Genomic DNA, 15142 nt, shown 5'->3' with positions numbered 1-15142 from the left:
AATGAAAGCACCCGTCAACTGCTATGCAATCCTGATTTTGTCGACCGCGTCGCTCGGCGCGACCGCTGCCCATGCGCAGAGCAGCGTGACGCTGTACGGCGTCGTCGACGATTCGCTCGCGTACGTGAACAACCAGCAGGGCCATTCGAACCTCTACATGCGCGACGGCAACCTGTATGCGTCGAAGTTCGGGCTGCGCGGCGACGAGGACCTGGGCGGCGGCACGCATGCGATCTTCGACCTGCAGTCCGGTTTCAACTTGAACAACGGCGCGCAATCCGCGGCCGGCCTGATATTCAATCGCCAGGCCTTCGTCGGCCTGCGCAACGATCGCTACGGCACGATGACGGCCGGCCGCCAGTACACGCCCTACTTCCTGTTCGTCGGCCCGTATGCATCGAGCAGTTGGCTGACCGGTGCGACGGGCGCGCACCCGGGCGACATCGACGGCCTCGACACGACGATCCGCGTGAACAATTCGGTTACCTATACGTCGCCGACCTTCGCCGGACTGACCGCGAGCGCGATGTACGCATTCGGCGGCATTGCCGGCGCGACCGGCAAGGGCAACACGTTCAGCGCCGCACTGCGTTATGCGAACGGGCCGATCGGCGTCGCGGCCGGCTACCTGCGCATCAACAGCTCGGGCTCGTCGGCAGGCTTCCTGAATCCGGCGACCGCCGCGTCGGGCAGCTTCGCGGTGTCCGTGCTGAACCAGGGCTACCTGACCGCGAAGGCCGTCGAGCAGGTCGCGGCGGCCGGCAACTATACGCTCGGCAACCTGACGATGGGCGTCAACTATTCGAACGTGAAGTATCTGCCCGGCAACGGCTCCGCGTTCACGGACACCGCCGTGTTCAACACCTACGGCGCGCTCGCCGCATACCGTTTCACGCCGGCATTCTCGGTGGCCGGCGCGTTCGCGTACACGCTCGCGTCGAAGGCGAACGGCATCGACAGCGCGGCCCGCTACCAGCAGTATTCGCTGAAGGAGTCGTACAGCCTGTCGAAGCGCACGACGCTCTATGCGCTGCAGGCGTACACGCATTCGAGCGGCCGGACGCTCGGTGCGCAAGGTGCCGGCCACGTGATCGACGCGGCGCCGATCGTCGGCGATTCGCAGCAGCTCACGCCTTCGACGACGCACGGCCAGTTCGTCGGCATGGCCGGCATCGCCGTCACGTTCTGAGCCATCGCGGCAGCGCCTTCGGCGCGCTGCCCCTGCCCCGGGCGACACGTATTTCGCCGATGCCCCGCGTGCTGCCCGAGCATCCGATACGCGGCCGCCGCGGGGCGTTTTCAGCACCCCGTCCGCGCACCGCGCAAACTGCACGGGTTTTCTCGATCCTCTCTATACCTTACAATTCGTCAGGTTCACCCATCCTGCATACCCCTTCTTGCAGTCCTGACACCGCGGTACACTCGGCGCACGCCGTATCAGGGTCCGACGCGCGACACGCGCGCCGGGCGGCGTCGCGCCTCGTTGCGCCCACAACTGGATGCCAGCCATGCCAGATTCCCGCCCCTCGCCCCGCACGACATTCAAGCCGCAGGTCGTCCTGCCCGCGCTCGCAGTCATCGGCGCACTGCTCGTCGTGTGTGCGCTGCTCCCGAGCGAAGCCGGCGCGCTGTTCTCCGCCGGCCAGCAATGGGTCGTCGCGCGCTTCGACTGGTTCTACGTGCTCGCCGTCACCGGCTTCCTCGTGTTTCTCGTGCTGATCGCCGCGAGCGATTTCGGCAACATCCGGCTCGGCCCCGACGATGCCGAACCCGAATTCAGCTTCGTGTCGTGGACGGCGATGCTGTTCGCGGCCGGCATGGGCATCGGCCTCATGTACTTCGGCGTCGGCGAGCCGATGCAGCACTTCCTGAAGCCGCCGACCGTCGACCCCGGCACGCCCGCCGCTGCCCGCGAGGCGATGCTGATGACCTTCTTCCACTGGGGCTTCCACGCGTGGGCGATCTACGGGCTGATGGGGCTCGTGCTCGCGTACTTCGGCTTCCGCTACAACCTGCCGCTGACGCTCCGCTCGGGGCTGTATCCGGTGCTGCGCGAGCGTATCAACGGCTGGATCGGCCACACGGTCGACGCGTTCGCGCTGGTCGGCACGGTCGCCGGCATCGCGACGACGCTCGGCTACGGAGTCATGCAGATCAGCGCGGGCCTGCATACGGTCGCCGGCTGGGATACGGGCAGCAATGCGTTTCGCATCGGGCTCGTCGCGCTCGTCGTGATCCTCGCGGGGCTGTCGGCCGCGAGCGGCCTCGACAAGGGTGTGCGTCGGCTGTCCGAACTGAACCTGCTGCTCGCGTTTCTGCTGCTCGCGTTCGTCGCCGTCACGGGCCCGACGGCGTTCCTGTTGCGCGCGCTCGGCGACAACATCGGCCAGTACCTGTCGAGCCTCGTCGACCTGTCGTTCCGCACGTACGCGTATGCGTCGCCGCGCGAGGAAGGCTGGTTCGGCGGCTGGACGATCCTCTACTGGGCATGGTGGGTGTCGTGGTCGCCGTTCGTCGGCATGTTCATCGCACGCATCTCGCGCGGCCGCACGATCCGCCAGTTCGTGATCGGCGTGCTGCTCGTGCCGACCGCGTTCAACCTCGTGTGGATGACCGTGTTCGGCAACAGCGCGATCTGGCTCGATACGCATGGCGCGGCCGGCGCGCTCGCGCAGACGGCCACCAATGTCGACGCGCTGCTGTTCCGCTTCTTCGATTTCCTGCCGCTGTCGCAACTGCTGTCGATCGCCGCGATCGTGCTGATCGCGGTGTTCTTCGTCACGTCCGCCGATTCGGGCGCGTTCGTGATCGACCAGATCGCGACGCGCGGCCACGCGCACTCGCCCGTCTGGCAACGGCTGTTCTGGGCGTTGCTGCTCGGCGTGACGGCCGCGGTGTTGCTCGTCGCAGGCGGGCTCGGCGCATTGCAGGCGATGACGCTGATCGCCGCGCTGCCGGTCGCGATCATCATGATCGCGCTCTGCTACGGGCTGTGGCGCGGGCTCGCGGCCGACCGCGTGCACTATTCGCAGGACGTCGCGCCCGCGACGAGCTTCTGGACCGGCCAGCACTGGCGCCACCGCCTGACGCACATCCTGCGGCAGACGACCGAAGCCGAAGCACGCCAGTTCGTCGCCGAAACGGTCGAGCCGGCGTTGCGCAAAGTCGCCGACGAGCTGCGCGCGGGCGGCGTCGATGCGCACGTGCAGCGCGACAGCGACGACGCCGTGCGCCTCACCGTGCCGACCGCCGACCACCGCGATTTCGTGTACGGCGTGCGCGTGACGGTGAAATCCGCGGCCGCGTTCCTCGTGCGCGAGAGGGCCGGGCCGGAAGCGGCTCGGGCCCACGTGTACGGGATCGTCACGTTCTTCGAGGACGGGCGGCTCGGCTACGACGTCGAATACCTGCGCGGCGACGAAGTGATTGCCGACGTGTTGCGCCAGTACGAACGCTACGTGTCGCTCGCGGCCGACAAGCGCACGCATCTGCTGAGCCGCGCGCCGGGGCATGCGCCGGAGGCCGAATGAACCTGCCCGCCGTCTTTACTGCGCCGCGGCGGCCTGCCACATCCGACGGAGCCGCACGATGACCGGGCTCCTGCAAAGCCGCGCCTCCGACGTCATCGCGCTCGGCACGCTCGCCGTGCTCTATCTCGGCGGAGCCGGCATCGCGCTGTGGCGGATCCGCGCCGCGGCGCCGCGCGGCAAGGTCTACTGGATCGTCTGCGCGGCGCTGCTCGCCGGCGGCGCCGTCGCGATGGGCATCAACCTGTCGCCGATGCCGGACACCGGGGACATGCCGCCCGGGTTCGCGCTCGGCGTCGAGGCCGTCCTGCTCGGTCTCGCATTGGTCGCCGGCGGTTGCGCGTGGCTGATGCTGCGCGCGCGGCGACGCTGACGCGGGTATGTCGTGCGGCCCGGCCACGTCCCGCGCGAACGACGACGCGCAGGGCGAAGCGGCCGCCCCTTCCCCGATCCGCTTCCTTGCCGCAGCGCGTCACGCGGACGGTGCACGCGCCGTCACGAGCCAGCAAGCCGCGTCGAAGCGCACATCCGCGCCGTCGACGTATGGCTCGAACGCGGCACGCATCGTGTCGACCACGCGCCGCCGCGTTGCGTCGTCCACTTCCAGCAACGCCAGCCCGACCGGGCCCAGCCGGGTGATGTAGTCGTCCAGCGCGGACGCGGGTAGCGCGCATTCCAGTTCGACCGGCTCGATCGCCACGTCCGCCCAACCGCTGTCCGCCAGCACCGACGCGATCCGCTGCCGGTCGCCGAAGCCGAACTGCCCCGGCGCGCCGGGCCGCCGTGCGGGCAGGTTCGGCAGCAACGGCGCCGCGGCCCGCTCGGCGATCGTCATGAACGGATTGTCTGCCGCGCTGCGCCATGCGACGAACCGCATCCGCGCATCCGGCCGCGCCGCATGGCGCAGATTCGCGAACGCGCGAACCGGATCGTCGAAGAACATCACGCCGAGGCGCGACACGATCAGGTCGACACTCGCGGGCTCGAACGCGTGCGTCTGCACATCGGCACGCACGAAGCGGGCGTGGACGCCGCTGCGTTCGGCACGCGCCTGCGCAGCGTCGATCATCCGCGCCGAGATATCGATGCCCGTGCATTGCGCATGCGCGCCGAGCCGCCGCGCGATCGCAACCGTGACCGCGCCCGTCCCGCAGCCGACGTCGAGCACGCTGCGCGCGGACGACGTGGCAACCGCCTCCACGAGCAACCGCTCCAACGGCTCGAACATCCGGTCGATCAGCGCCTGTGTCTCGACCCAGGCGCGGCCCGACGGGCCGTTCCAAAGCGCGGATTGTTCGTCATTGGGCCGTCTGGTTTCCATCGTCGATTCCCCTTCTGGTTCATTGATCGTGCCTCGCACTCTGCTGCTTCAAGCCGGCTTGAAGTCAAGCCCCTCCCGGCTGCGACCTGCCGCCGCAACGGCGACGCCCTGCCGGCGTGCGAGTTCCCGTTACGCGCCGTAGTTTTCACATTTCTTACATTCGCGCTGCGTATCGTTGACGACTTTCCCACGGTGCCTCCCATGCGACGACTCCTCCCGCGCGCGCTGCTCGTCCGCTGCGCTCCCCTTGTTGCTTTCGCCGCGCTGTCCGCGTGCTCGAACCACATCGATTCGCCGGACGATCCGGCGAGTGCGTCGGTCAACGTCCAGGCCGCATGGGTCGAGATCGGCGATACGAACCAGGCGATCGCGCGCGTCATCACGAACTACACCCCCGCTTCCACCGGCGATCCGTTGTGCCCGCAACTGAGCGTCGACGGCAAGCTGTCGCGCATGTCCCTGCGCGCGGGCGCCGCGACCATCGCCCAGCGGCCGACCGCCAGCGATCCGTCCGATTCGAAGCCGTCGAGCTTTCCGGTGTCCGTCTGCGAGGCGACGCTGCCGGCCGGTGCGCAGGCGGCGAGCGTCGCGGGCCGCACGCTGCCGCTGCCGAAGGCGCAGCCGCAACGCATCGCGATCATCGCCGACACCGGCTGCCGCATGAAGAAAGCCGACAACGCATGGCAGGCGTGCAACGACGCGACGGTCTGGCCGCTCGACACGATCGCGGCCAGTGTCGCGAAGCTGTCGCCCGACCTGGTGATGCACATCGGCGACTACCACTACCGCGAAAACGCATGCCCGCCGGACATCGCCGGCTGCAAGGACAGCCCGTGGGGCTACGGCTGGGATACGTGGCAGGCCGACCTGTTCCGCCCGGCCGCGCCGTTGCTCGCGAAGGCCCCGTGGGTCGTCGTGCGCGGCAACCACGAGGAATGCGCGCGCGCGGGCCAGGGCTGGTTCCGCTTCCTCGATCCGCGCCCGTATTCGGCCGCGCGCTCGTGCGACGATCCGGCCAACGACAACAACGCGAACTACTCGGAACCCTATGCGGTATCGCTCGGCGGCGGCTCGCAGGTGATCGTGTTCGACACCGCGAAGGTCGGCCGCACGCCGCTCAAGACGACCGACGCGCAGTTCGGCATCTACCAGAAGCAGTTCCAGACGGTCGCCGCGCTCGCGTCGAAGGCCGGCATGACGACGACGATCTTCACGAACCACCATCCGATCCTCGCGTTCGCGCCGATCGCCGGCAGCACGCCCGCGCCGGGCAACCTCGCGCTGCAGTCGGTGATGGCGAGCCTCAACGCCCAGGCGTACTACCCGCCCGGCGTGCACGTGGCGCTGCACGGGCACGTGCACGATTTCCAGGCGATCAACTTCTCGTCCGGGCACCCGGCGACGATCGTGTCCGGCAACGGCGGCGACAATCTCGACGTCGCGCTACCCGACCCATTCCCGGCCGGCCTGACACCGGCACCGGGCGCCGTGATCGAGCGGCTGTCGCACAACAACAGCTTCGGCTTCCTGATCATGGAACGCCGGGCCGCCCCGGCGACCGGCTGGGTCTTCCACGCGTATTCGGCGGCCGGCAAGCTGCTCGCGTCGTGCAACCAGTCGGGCACGACGCTCGCCTGCGACAAGACGGGGTTCATCGCGCCGTGAGTGAAGGAGTTCGATGTGACGGCCGCCATGCGCGCGGCCGGCAAACGCTGCGCACGCTGGCCGCTGCCGTGCTCGCGGGCCTGACGCTCGCGGCGCACGCCGCGCCGGCCGAAACCGTCCTGCTTCCCGGTGCGCCGCCATCGCGAGTCGTCGACACGATCGGCAACGGCACGCCGCAGGTGACGGGCAAGATCGATGCGGCGACCGCGCGCTTCGCCCCCGACCCGACACTCGTCGCGCTTGGCCGCCGGATCTTCTTCGATTCACGGCTGTCCGAGCCGCGCGGCATGTCGTGCGCGGGCTGCCACGACCCGGGCCGCGCGTTTGCGCCGACGCTGTCGGCCGCCTCGCTCGCGGGGCCCGGTGTGCCGGACGGCAGCCGTCCCGGGCGTTTCAGCCGGCGCAACGCGCCGTCGCTGCTCTATGTGCGTTACGTGCCGCGCCGCCACTTCTACCAGGACGACGACGCGCCCGCACCGTCGCCGTTCGGCGGCCTGTTCAGCGACGGTCGCGCGGATACGCTCGCCGAGCAGATCCGCGGGCCGCTGTTCGATCCGAACGAGATGAACAACCGGTCGCCGGCCGCGCTGCTGCGCAAGGTCGACGCGACCGAACTCGCGCCCGATCTCGCCGCGCGCTTCGGCGCGTCGGTGCGGCGCGATCCCGGGCAACTGGTGCGGGCGCTGGGCCTGGCCGTCGAGGCCTATCTGCAGAGCGACGAGATGGCGCCGTTCACGTCGCGTTTCGACGCGTTCCTGCGCACGCGCAAGCCGCTCGCGCCGGCCGAGATGCGCGGCCTCGCGCTGTTCCGGAATCCGGACAAGGGCAACTGCATGAGCTGCCACACGCTGTCGGAGACGTCGAGCCGACCGGAACGTTCGCTCTTCACCGATTTCGGCTACGACGCGATCGCGGTGCCGCGCAACCGCGCGCTGCCGGCGAACCGCGATCCGCGTCATTTCGACAACGGGCTGTGCGACACCGCCCGGCGGCTGCGCTGGCCCGAGCCGACGCAATGGTGCGGCTACCTGCGCACACCGGGGCTGCGCAACGTCGCGCTCAAGCAGACGTTCATGCACAACGGCGTGTTCACGACGCTGCGCGACGCGGTCGCGTTCTACAACACGCGCTCGACCGACCCGGGCTTCTGGTATCACGGGGCCGAAACGTTCGACGATGTGCCGGCCGCCTATCGCGGCAACATCAACGTCAACTCGACGCCGATGAACCGCCGGCCCGGCACGCCGCCCGCGCTGACCGACGCGGAGATCGACGACATCGTCGCGTTCCTCGGCACGCTGACCGACGCGCGCTATACGGGGGGCACCGCCGCCGCGGCGTCCGCTGCCCGGGTCGCCCCTGCGGCCGCTGCGGCCGCTGTTGCCCGGGTCACGCGCATCGCCGCGCCGGCTCGCTGATCCTGGCCGAACGGCCAGCCGCATACGCACCCGCTTGCGGTCGCCCCAAACACTGGTTATATTTACAGTACTGTATTTATGAACAGTGAGGTGCGTGATGGAACAACTAGTTCGGACTGTCCATCCCTGTAGTCACTCGGTTCAGCACCGGCGTATTCGAAACTGAGCAGGTGAACCAGCTCCTTGAACGTGTATGAAACGTCCTGCCAGTCGAAGCCCGTCTCGTCGGCATCACCCTGTTCAGCACTCTCGTCCGTGACGACCTCATAGGTCTGGTGTAATTTCATTGACGTCAAACGATGATCCTTGCCATTGCGCGGACGTCTGCATCCGACATGTCATGAAACCGCTGCGTGACGAGGGAACGAAACGATTCCTCGAAACCCACCTTGCGTGCTTGCTCGACAGTCGCCGCTACGAGGTACGTCCGCAAAACTTGCGTATCAGACATGAACATGTGCAGATCCTTTTGTGCTGAATTGAGAAAATAAAAAAGCCCACCGATCGGTGGGCTTTGAACATGGTTTCGCGATTAGATGTCGCTCATTCAAGGGCAGGTTGCAACAACACCCCGCTCGCTGAATCGAGGCGGTATGTTCTGTATCGACTTGGAACGTTGATCACGATGGACTGTGGCTCAACGCTGGTCCACACGCCATTACGTGCTGAAAGCATGTGCTCGCCAGCGGGAAGGTATAGTTCGACGCGCTCATCGGTAGCCATTGATGCGATCTTCACACCATCGGCCGACAGTTCGTAGCGCGCACCCCCACCCGAGATAAACGAGCCTCCAGTGCGTATAACCGTGATCTTCTGCGCACCTTCCACTGGTTGCGCATACTTAGTCGAATAAACCCTGTCCGCAGGAACGTCCTTTGCCTGCTCAAATGGAAGAGTTCTAGACGCACACGCCGTCAAACACCCCGTAAGAGCAATGCAGAGAATCACCTTGTTCACTTCCGCCCTCTCTGTCTATAAAAGGACTAGAAGTATGCCCTACCTCAGTTGAGAAGGTCTCGCGCTATCTCTTGAATGACACCATCCATGTAGATGGCCTGCCCAGTCGTGCAGCGTCCCCACACGATGAGACCGCAAATGTCGCGATTCACCATCTCACCCTGATCTTCAAGCTTTCCTGCGAGCCAGCCAGAGACGATCCAGTGCTCATAGGCTGCTGCCTGAACATCGGCGAGAATCGTTTTTGCGAAGAACTGCCGATCCGCGTCGGTCATACCCGCCATAACGGCGCGCACGGATTCAGCGAAACGCGCCGCGTTTTCGTGCGATACGTCCGCAACGCTGCGGTTATCCGCTTCTTTCACCTCAGCGGCGGGCGCTTGTGCCGGTTGCGCGTCACTCGCGGGCGCTTCAGGCGTCGCGCTTGTCACTTCGGACGGCGTTTTTGCGGTTGCGCCTTTCGGCTCGCGCTTACCCGCCGCTTTAGCGAACCCGAACGCGGCAAACAACGCGTCTTGCGACGTGCAGCCCATGCCGAGCAGCCACGCGCGCACGATACCGGCCGCATCCTCGTCTTTCTCTGCGTTCGCAATTTCAGTCACGGGCGCGCCCTTGTCGGCTGCTTGCTTCGCGATGCCAACCGATTTTTCCGCGTAACGCTTCGCGGTCGGAAACGCGGCACGCGTGGCGCTAACACGATCGGCCGCGCCCATATCCGCCCACTTTTTACCGGCGCGTTGCTCTGCGATTTGCTCGCTCAACACGTCAATCAAGCGAGCCGCATACCCCATCGGCGGCACGTTCCCGCTCTTCCCCGCCATCTGTTCCGATGTTGCGTCGGTCTGGACCGCGAATTTCACGGGACCATTCGCAGCAGCTTCGCCGACTGGATTCATCCCGTGGTCGCAAGGCAACTTGCAGCTCTCACTCGGGGATTGCGCAGACGTCGACTGGTGCGAAGGCCGGCGACACTCTGAAGCTCTCAACTACCGGTGTCTGGAAGATATCCTCGGTTGCATGAGATTCCTTGGCCCCGCTGCAAGATCAACCGATTCTCGAAAAGGATGATATAGCGCCCCTCGGTAAAATTGAGATAAATTACGCAGCCACGCGAATAAGATTGGGTTCTCTGAGAGGGCCAAACAATGAAAAGAAGAATCGCGTCTGTGGGCGATACTCTATCCAGTGGAGGCACCGTTCTACCAACGGGCGGGCCGCCAATGACCTTCATGGGCCACCAAGTCGCCCTGGTTGGTGGTCAGGCATTTTGTACAGCATGTAAGAGCAACGGCGTCATTGCTAAGTCCGGGGGACCCTACCGCATACAGTTCGTAGCGGAGATCGCCCTGGATGGCGACATCGTCATGTGCAAATGCCCGCGACCACCGCGCATAATTGCGACGCTTAGCGGCGAGTCATGGTGCGACGATAACTTGGGCGGTAGCGGCCAGCAAAGCTCGTCTGGTTTCGCCGCTGCCGGCGTTGCCGCTGCCGGGGCTGTCGCGTCAACTTTGACCAAGGCCTACGACGAGCAAGTGAAGGTGACCGCTGATGGTCCGGAGGGATACCCGTACTACGTCGAAACAACGGATGGTCGGGTGTTCCAGGGAAAACTCGATGCAAGCGGCATGCTACCGCGCATCCATACCGGCCATAACCCCGACGACTACACGGTCTATTGGGGAGACGACGCAATCGCTAAGCAAAACGAGGCTTAACAATGCCGAACAAACCGCTCACGGTTCGCTCGAACAATACGCGTGATTCAGTCAAGCCGGTCCAGCTGAAATCGATCACGTTTCAAGAGCTTTGGAACGCCTATCCAAGCAAGGACCCGTACGACGATAAGACAGGTCAATACGAGAACCAGTGTGCCATCCGCATGAGCGTCACCTTTCACAATATCGGAAGCGATATGAAGTCGTTTTCGCAGAAGGTCGTGAAACCCATGCCTGGAAAGAAAGAGCTGGGCCGTCTGATGCTAAACAACAAGCCAACGGCAACTCGTGCTTATGAACTTGCAGAGTGGTTGAAACTGCAACCGTTCTTGGGACTCGGCAAACCCGAGAACATCACTGGCGCGGATTGGCAGAGCAAGGTAAAAGGTCGGACGGGCATCATCTACTTTTTCGGATACTGGCGACAAGAAGGTGATTCCTCGGACAGCACCCTTACAGGCGGGCACATCGACCTGTGGAACAAGGACACGTTGACTCCCAACTGGGCATCGTTCCTGCGGTTCCGCGTTGGGATGTCCTCGATGCCGAACCCGTTGTCATGGTTGCGAGGTCGAAGAGACAACGCGTTCTCCGATCTGGCCAATTCGAAAGAAATCCTATTTTGGGAAGTGAAATGAAGCGTACAGGGCTTGCGTTGTTGGGGTTCGTGTGGGGTTTGCTGGTCACATGGGCATCAGGCTACACATTCAGCCATATGCACTGGCCCACGCCTCCCTCACATTCCACGGGCTGCAACGATCTTGAGCATTGTGGCTCTCACGCAGCCTTTTTCCTGGTAACGCTGGGACTGCTGATTTGGCCCGCCATCGTATTCTGCGTTCTGAATGCGGTCGCGTATAAGCGGTGGTCGAATCGGAAATGGGGCACCGTCTTTGCCGTTGCGACGCTTCTCGTCGTGTTGTTCTATTTGGCCACCTACGCTGTGCCTGCGTTGGGCCTCTTCGGCTGACGCCGCGGACTATACGATAGACACCTGGATTGTGTTGCGACGCGCCAGAGCGCTCCATAACATACGCGCTCTGGCCACCACCACACTAGGTCGAAACATGGAAACCACCAGGACTCCGAAGAAGCTGTATCGCATCAAGGCGGTCATGGATATGACCAGCATCTCCCGAACCACCGTCTACCGCCTCGTCGACAAGGGGAAGCTGAAACTGGTCAAGATCGGCGAGCGCTCCAGCGGCATCACCGCCGAAAGCGTCGAAGCGATCATGGCCGGCCCGGACGCCGCCTAACCCTCCCTCTGGCGCTCAGCCCCGAGCGCCGCCCCTCCCGTCTCATCTTCCTTCTTTGTTCCCTCATTGGCCGTTTTGCGCTTGACAACCCGCTTCGCCCAAAATACTGTATGGATAACCAGCTGTACAACCAACCAGTATTCCGGCAGCGGCAGAAGCTCGGCGCTCCCGTCGACAGCACCGGTTGGTGGCTCCAGGTCCAGCACAGCCTTTCATGGTAGCCAGGGTGGTAGCCAGACCTGATTTATCGACGAAAACACCCGGAGAGCCTTATGCAACAAGGGTCCCTGTTTAAAGTGGAACATCTGGTCCGCATCGTCAACGACGCCGATCGCCAAGTGCTGGCATGGCTCCGCGCCCAGGTCGGCGACGCCCGCGTCGAGCGCGCGGCTCGCCAGCTCGGGCATACGCGCAAGCCCTTCCCGTCCGCCGTTTGCCGTTATCTGGGCATGAGCGCACCGGCCACGCTGCGCCAGGCCGAACGGCCGCGCGCCGCGCGCGATTTCTCGGTCGGCGATCGTTACCTGTCGCTGATCCGCCAGCACCTCGCCACACACTCGGCCAGCCGATGAAATGGCGGCGGCTGGCCGCGTCGATGGCCCGGAAGGCCAGTGCAATTGCGGTTTCGCAAGCCCGGCCGGCGGCCACCGCGCTTATCTGGCCGCCATGGCTTCCCGTACGAGGCGGCCGAGCGTTTCGAACGCCGCTTCGTGCGCTGCATCGAACACGCGCGTGCAAGCAAGCCGGATATAGCCGTCGAAGCGGTCGGAATTCGAGAAGATCGCCCCGGGCGCGATCCTGACCCCGTGCGCCAGTGCGGCATCGAACAGCGCCTCGGAGCGCACGCCGTCCGGCAACGCGATCCACAGCAGCATCCCGCCCGGCGGCCGGTTCATCCGGGTTCCGGCCGGGAAATGCCGTGCGATCGCGTCGATCGTCACGTCGCGCTGCACGCGCAACTGTTCGCGGAACCGGCGCAGATGGCGATCGAACGCGCCCGAACCGACGAATTCGGCCGCAACGGCCTGCAGCAACGCGGCGTTGTGCCGGCTGTGCGCGAATTTCAGCATCTTCACGCGCGCGTGCCAGCGCCCCGCGCTTATCCAGCCGAGCCGCATCCCGGGGGCCAGCACCTTGTTGAACGACGGGCAGTAGATCACCGTGCCGTCGCGATCCCATGCCTTGACCGGCTTGACCGATTGGGGCGCCTCGACGAGTTCGCGATAAGGCTCGTCCTCGATCACGGCCACGCCGTGGCGCGAACAGAGCGAGACGAGCGCGGCCTTGCGCCCGTCGGGCATCACGCAGCCGAGCGGGTTCTGCAGGTTCGGCACGACCACCACGGCGCGAATGTCCGGATACGCGGTCAGCGCCACTTCGAGCGCCTCGATCGACAGGCCGGTCGTCGGGCTGGCCGGGATTTCGAGTGCGCGCAAGCCGAGGCTTTCGAGCAACTGAATCAGGCCGAAGAACGCTGGCGATTCGATCGCGATCGTGTCGCCGGGGCGCGCGACCGCACGCAACGCGAGATTCACGGCATCGACGCCGCCGCTCGTCGACATCACGTCGTCCGGCGTCAACGTCACGCCATAAGACAACGCGCGCTTGGCCATCGTCTGCCGGAACTCGGGCGAACCGCCGACGGGCCCCGCATCGGTCAGCAAGGTGGGCTTGCGCCGCAACAACCGGATCGCGAGCGCCTGCAGGCGCTCGGCCGGATACAGCGTGGCCAGCGCGGACGCGCCGCCGAGATTCAGCGCATCGGGCGTCGCGTTGGCGCGGTCGATCACACGCGACACGCGCTCGTGCAGGCCCGCGAACGGCGGCTCGACGCTCAGCGGCGGCCCGTCGCTTTCCGGCAGCGTTTCGAGCGCGACTGCCGCGCGGCGCCGCACGAAGTAGCCGGAGCGCGGCTTCGCCTCGCACCAGCCCGTATCCTCGAGCCGCCGGAACGCCTGAATCGCGGTCGACAGACTCACGCCGTGCTGTGCCATGAACGCCCGCACCGACGGCATCCGGTCGCCGGGCGACAGCGTGCCGGCCGAGATGATGCGGCGGTAATGCTCGGCGAGCCGTTCGTAAAGCGGCTCGCCGTCCATCGGCAACGGTGGGCGGGATGAATCGGTGAAAGGCGTCATGCAGGCGATCGTGCCCGCGCGGCCGATGGCACGCCAGATACAGATTCCTGGGAAACCCACCGATACAGCGGCGCAAAATCGTCGTCTGCACCGCAACAGATTCCCGTCCCCTGAATCTGTCGTGCCGGTGCCCGTTTCCCTAACCTGACTGCACGCTGTCGCCTCGCCGTCGCGAGGCCGCGCAATAGCGAAAGGGAATCGCCATGCGAACGCATCACATCCGGCTCGACGCCGGGCAAAGCCACTTTGCGTGGTTCGACAAGGGCAGTCAGGTGATCGTGCTGGACGGCGCGCTTGCGGTCACGCTGCGCCACGGCGGGCTCGACTGGCTGCCCGACGCGCCACAGCACGTCCGCCGCTTGCTCGGCGAAGGGGAATGCCTGACGCTCGAGACAGCCGGCCACGTGGCGCTGTCGGCCGGCGGCGCGGGTGCGGTCAGCATGGCCGTCGTGGAACCGGCAAGCCGGAGCGGCTGGCTCGTGGCATGGCGCGCGATCCTGCGCCGGTTGTCCGGGAGGATGCGCGGCGGCCATCGTGTACACGAGCACTCGTGAAATGGAAACCTGCCGTCGTGTCACGGAGGAGCGTCACGCCGCGCCGCATCAGCCGATGGAAATCCGGCGCGACCCGGTAGGGCCGTGCTCATGCGGATCGACCGACCTTGACCACCTGCGCAACCGCCGCAGCGCGCCTCTCGCATGCGGCGGTCACCGCATCACCGCACGCTTCTGCGCCGTTCGAACCACTCGAATATCGCCATCCCGGCCAGCATCGCGACGACGAACGCGATCCCCTTCGCCGACCCGAAGCCGATCGACACGATCGCGGGCCCCGGGCAGAACCCGGCGATCCCCCAGCCGATGCCGAACACGGCACTTCCGGCAACCAGGCGCACGGTGATCGCCCGCAGGGCCGGCAACTGCATCGGCAGGCCGAGCCATGACCGCGTCCGGCGCTTCGCCCATGCGAACGCGAACACGGCCACCCCGGTCGCGCCGGCCATCACGAACGCGAGCGATGGATCCCAGCGGCCCGCCAGGTCGAGAAAGCCGAGCACCTTCTGCGGATTGGCCATGCCCGACACGATGAGGCCGACGCCGAACAGCAGCCCCGCCAGAAACGCGAATCCTGCCTGCATG

General features: G+C 65.7%; 16 protein-coding genes. 10 read left to right on the top strand and 6 right to left on the bottom strand.

Annotated features, from left to right (window positions below; genetic code table 11):
• Window position 1: 1 nt before the first annotated feature.
• The 3 genes from AB3K92_RS14090 to AB3K92_RS14080 all read left to right on the top strand — a co-directional run bounded on the left by AB3K92_RS14090 (window position 2) and on the right by AB3K92_RS14080 (window position 3900).
• Complete coding sequence (locus tag AB3K92_RS14090; protein ID WP_021156646.1) at window positions 2–1189, top strand: porin; 1188 nt, start codon at window positions 2–4, stop codon at window positions 1187–1189.
• Between the two features lie 319 nt (window positions 1190–1508).
• Window positions 1509–3530 carry a BCCT family transporter gene (locus AB3K92_RS14085; RefSeq protein WP_369465288.1) on the top strand — a complete coding sequence of 674 codons (2022 nt, stop codon included), beginning with the start codon at window positions 1509–1511 and terminating at the stop codon, window positions 3528–3530.
• 58 nt (window positions 3531–3588) lie between these two features.
• Window positions 3589–3900 (top strand): hypothetical protein, encoded by a 312-nt coding sequence (locus AB3K92_RS14080; protein WP_021156648.1) that lies wholly within the window; start codon window positions 3589–3591, stop codon window positions 3898–3900.
• 99 nt (window positions 3901–3999) lie between these two features.
• Here the strand turns inward: AB3K92_RS14080 and AB3K92_RS14075 are convergent, their stop codons facing one another.
• Complete coding sequence (locus AB3K92_RS14075) at window positions 4000–4848, bottom strand: class I SAM-dependent methyltransferase (protein ID WP_369465287.1); 849 nt, start codon at window positions 4846–4848, stop codon at window positions 4000–4002.
• A 201-nt stretch (window positions 4849–5049) separates the two neighbouring features.
• Here AB3K92_RS14075 and AB3K92_RS14070 point away from each other — a divergent pair, with 201 nt between their 5' ends.
• Together AB3K92_RS14070 and AB3K92_RS14065 are read left to right on the top strand one after the other, a co-directional pair.
• Window positions 5050–6513: a metallophosphoesterase gene (locus AB3K92_RS14070; RefSeq protein WP_059492365.1), complete on the top strand. Its 1464-nt coding sequence runs from the start codon at window positions 5050–5052 to the stop codon at window positions 6511–6513.
• Window positions 6510–7931, top strand: a complete 1422-nt coding sequence (locus AB3K92_RS14065; RefSeq protein WP_369465286.1) for a cytochrome-c peroxidase — start codon at window positions 6510–6512, stop codon at window positions 7929–7931. Before AB3K92_RS14070 ends, AB3K92_RS14065 begins: the two co-directional genes overlap by 4 nt.
• A gap of 62 nt (window positions 7932–7993) precedes the next feature.
• Here AB3K92_RS14065 and AB3K92_RS14060 read toward each other — a convergent pair whose 3' ends face one another.
• The 3 genes from AB3K92_RS14060 to AB3K92_RS14050 all read right to left on the bottom strand — a co-directional run bounded on the left by AB3K92_RS14060 (window position 7994) and on the right by AB3K92_RS14050 (window position 9784).
• Window positions 7994–8218 carry a hypothetical protein gene (locus AB3K92_RS14060; protein WP_369465285.1) on the bottom strand — a complete coding sequence of 75 codons (225 nt, stop codon included), beginning with the start codon at window positions 8216–8218 and terminating at the stop codon, window positions 7994–7996.
• Between the two features lie 256 nt (window positions 8219–8474).
• Complete coding sequence (locus AB3K92_RS14055) at window positions 8475–8888, bottom strand: hypothetical protein (RefSeq protein WP_146044998.1); 414 nt, start codon at window positions 8886–8888, stop codon at window positions 8475–8477.
• 44 nt (window positions 8889–8932) lie between these two features.
• Window positions 8933–9784, bottom strand: a complete 852-nt coding sequence (locus AB3K92_RS14050) for a hypothetical protein (protein ID WP_369465284.1) — start codon at window positions 9782–9784, stop codon at window positions 8933–8935.
• A gap of 249 nt (window positions 9785–10033) precedes the next feature.
• Here AB3K92_RS14050 and AB3K92_RS14045 point away from each other — a divergent pair, with 249 nt between their 5' ends.
• The 4 genes from AB3K92_RS14045 to AB3K92_RS14030 all read left to right on the top strand — a co-directional run bounded on the left by AB3K92_RS14045 (window position 10034) and on the right by AB3K92_RS14030 (window position 12437).
• Entirely contained in the window at window positions 10034–10606 is a 573-nt protein-coding gene (locus AB3K92_RS14045) for a PAAR domain-containing protein (protein ID WP_369465283.1), read from the top strand.
• Window positions 10607–10608: 2 nt separating this feature from the next.
• Window positions 10609–11244, top strand: coding sequence for a type VI secretion system amidase effector protein Tae4 (locus AB3K92_RS14040; protein WP_081063904.1), 636 nt, complete (start codon window positions 10609–10611; stop codon window positions 11242–11244).
• 429 nt (window positions 11245–11673) lie between these two features.
• Window positions 11674–11865, top strand: coding sequence for an AlpA family transcriptional regulator (locus AB3K92_RS14035; RefSeq protein WP_059492369.1), 192 nt, complete (start codon window positions 11674–11676; stop codon window positions 11863–11865).
• Window positions 11866–12161: 296 nt separating this feature from the next.
• Window positions 12162–12437 carry a hypothetical protein gene (locus AB3K92_RS14030; RefSeq protein ID WP_059492370.1) on the top strand — a complete coding sequence of 92 codons (276 nt, stop codon included), beginning with the start codon at window positions 12162–12164 and terminating at the stop codon, window positions 12435–12437.
• A gap of 81 nt (window positions 12438–12518) precedes the next feature.
• Here AB3K92_RS14030 and AB3K92_RS14025 read toward each other — a convergent pair whose 3' ends face one another.
• Window positions 12519–14003 (bottom strand): PLP-dependent aminotransferase family protein, encoded by a 1485-nt coding sequence (locus AB3K92_RS14025; protein ID WP_059552396.1) that lies wholly within the window; start codon window positions 14001–14003, stop codon window positions 12519–12521.
• Between the two features lie 203 nt (window positions 14004–14206).
• On the opposite strand from AB3K92_RS14025, the gene AB3K92_RS14020 reads away from it, so the two are divergent.
• Window positions 14207–14557: a hypothetical protein gene (locus AB3K92_RS14020; RefSeq protein ID WP_369465282.1), complete on the top strand. Its 351-nt coding sequence runs from the start codon at window positions 14207–14209 to the stop codon at window positions 14555–14557.
• 161 nt (window positions 14558–14718) lie between these two features.
• On the opposite strand, the gene AB3K92_RS14015 is transcribed toward AB3K92_RS14020, so the two are convergent.
• Window positions 14719–15141 (bottom strand): DUF6691 family protein, encoded by a 423-nt coding sequence (locus tag AB3K92_RS14015; protein WP_059861455.1) that lies wholly within the window; start codon window positions 15139–15141, stop codon window positions 14719–14721.
• Between the last annotated feature and the right edge of the window lies 1 nt (window position 15142).

It is taken from the genome of Burkholderia sp. Bmkn7, assembly GCF_041103175.1.
Lineage (GTDB): Bacteria > Pseudomonadota > Gammaproteobacteria > Burkholderiales > Burkholderiaceae > Burkholderia > Burkholderia cepacia.
This window is presented reverse-complemented; position numbering and strand designations above follow the sequence as displayed.

Excerpts from the sequence above, each read along its gene's own strand:
- AB3K92_RS14060 (WP_369465285.1), bottom strand. The coding sequence starts at position 8,218 with ATGAAATTACACCAGACCTATGAGGTCGTCACGGACGAGAGTGCTGAA.
- AB3K92_RS14040 (WP_081063904.1), top strand. The coding sequence starts at position 10,609 with ATGCCGAACAAACCGCTCACGGTTCGCTCGAACAATACGCGTGATTCA.
- AB3K92_RS14025 (WP_059552396.1), bottom strand. The coding sequence starts at position 14,003 with ATGACGCCTTTCACCGATTCATCCCGCCCACCGTTGCCGATGGACGGC.
- AB3K92_RS14080 (WP_021156648.1), top strand. The coding sequence starts at position 3,589 with ATGACCGGGCTCCTGCAAAGCCGCGCCTCCGACGTCATCGCGCTCGGC.
- AB3K92_RS14085 (WP_369465288.1), top strand. The coding sequence starts at position 1,509 with ATGCCAGATTCCCGCCCCTCGCCCCGCACGACATTCAAGCCGCAGGTC.
- AB3K92_RS14090 (WP_021156646.1), top strand. The coding sequence starts at position 2 with ATGAAAGCACCCGTCAACTGCTATGCAATCCTGATTTTGTCGACCGCG.
- AB3K92_RS14045 (WP_369465283.1), top strand. The coding sequence starts at position 10,034 with ATGAAAAGAAGAATCGCGTCTGTGGGCGATACTCTATCCAGTGGAGGC.
- AB3K92_RS14015 (WP_059861455.1), bottom strand. The coding sequence starts at position 15,141 with ATGCAGGCAGGATTCGCGTTTCTGGCGGGGCTGCTGTTCGGCGTCGGC.
- AB3K92_RS14075 (WP_369465287.1), bottom strand. The coding sequence starts at position 4,848 with ATGGAAACCAGACGGCCCAATGACGAACAATCCGCGCTTTGGAACGGC.
- AB3K92_RS14050 (WP_369465284.1), bottom strand. The coding sequence starts at position 9,784 with ATGAATCCAGTCGGCGAAGCTGCTGCGAATGGTCCCGTGAAATTCGCG.
- AB3K92_RS14070 (WP_059492365.1), top strand. The coding sequence starts at position 5,050 with ATGCGACGACTCCTCCCGCGCGCGCTGCTCGTCCGCTGCGCTCCCCTT.
- AB3K92_RS14020 (WP_369465282.1), top strand. The coding sequence starts at position 14,207 with ATGCGAACGCATCACATCCGGCTCGACGCCGGGCAAAGCCACTTTGCG.
- AB3K92_RS14035 (WP_059492369.1), top strand. The coding sequence starts at position 11,674 with ATGGAAACCACCAGGACTCCGAAGAAGCTGTATCGCATCAAGGCGGTC.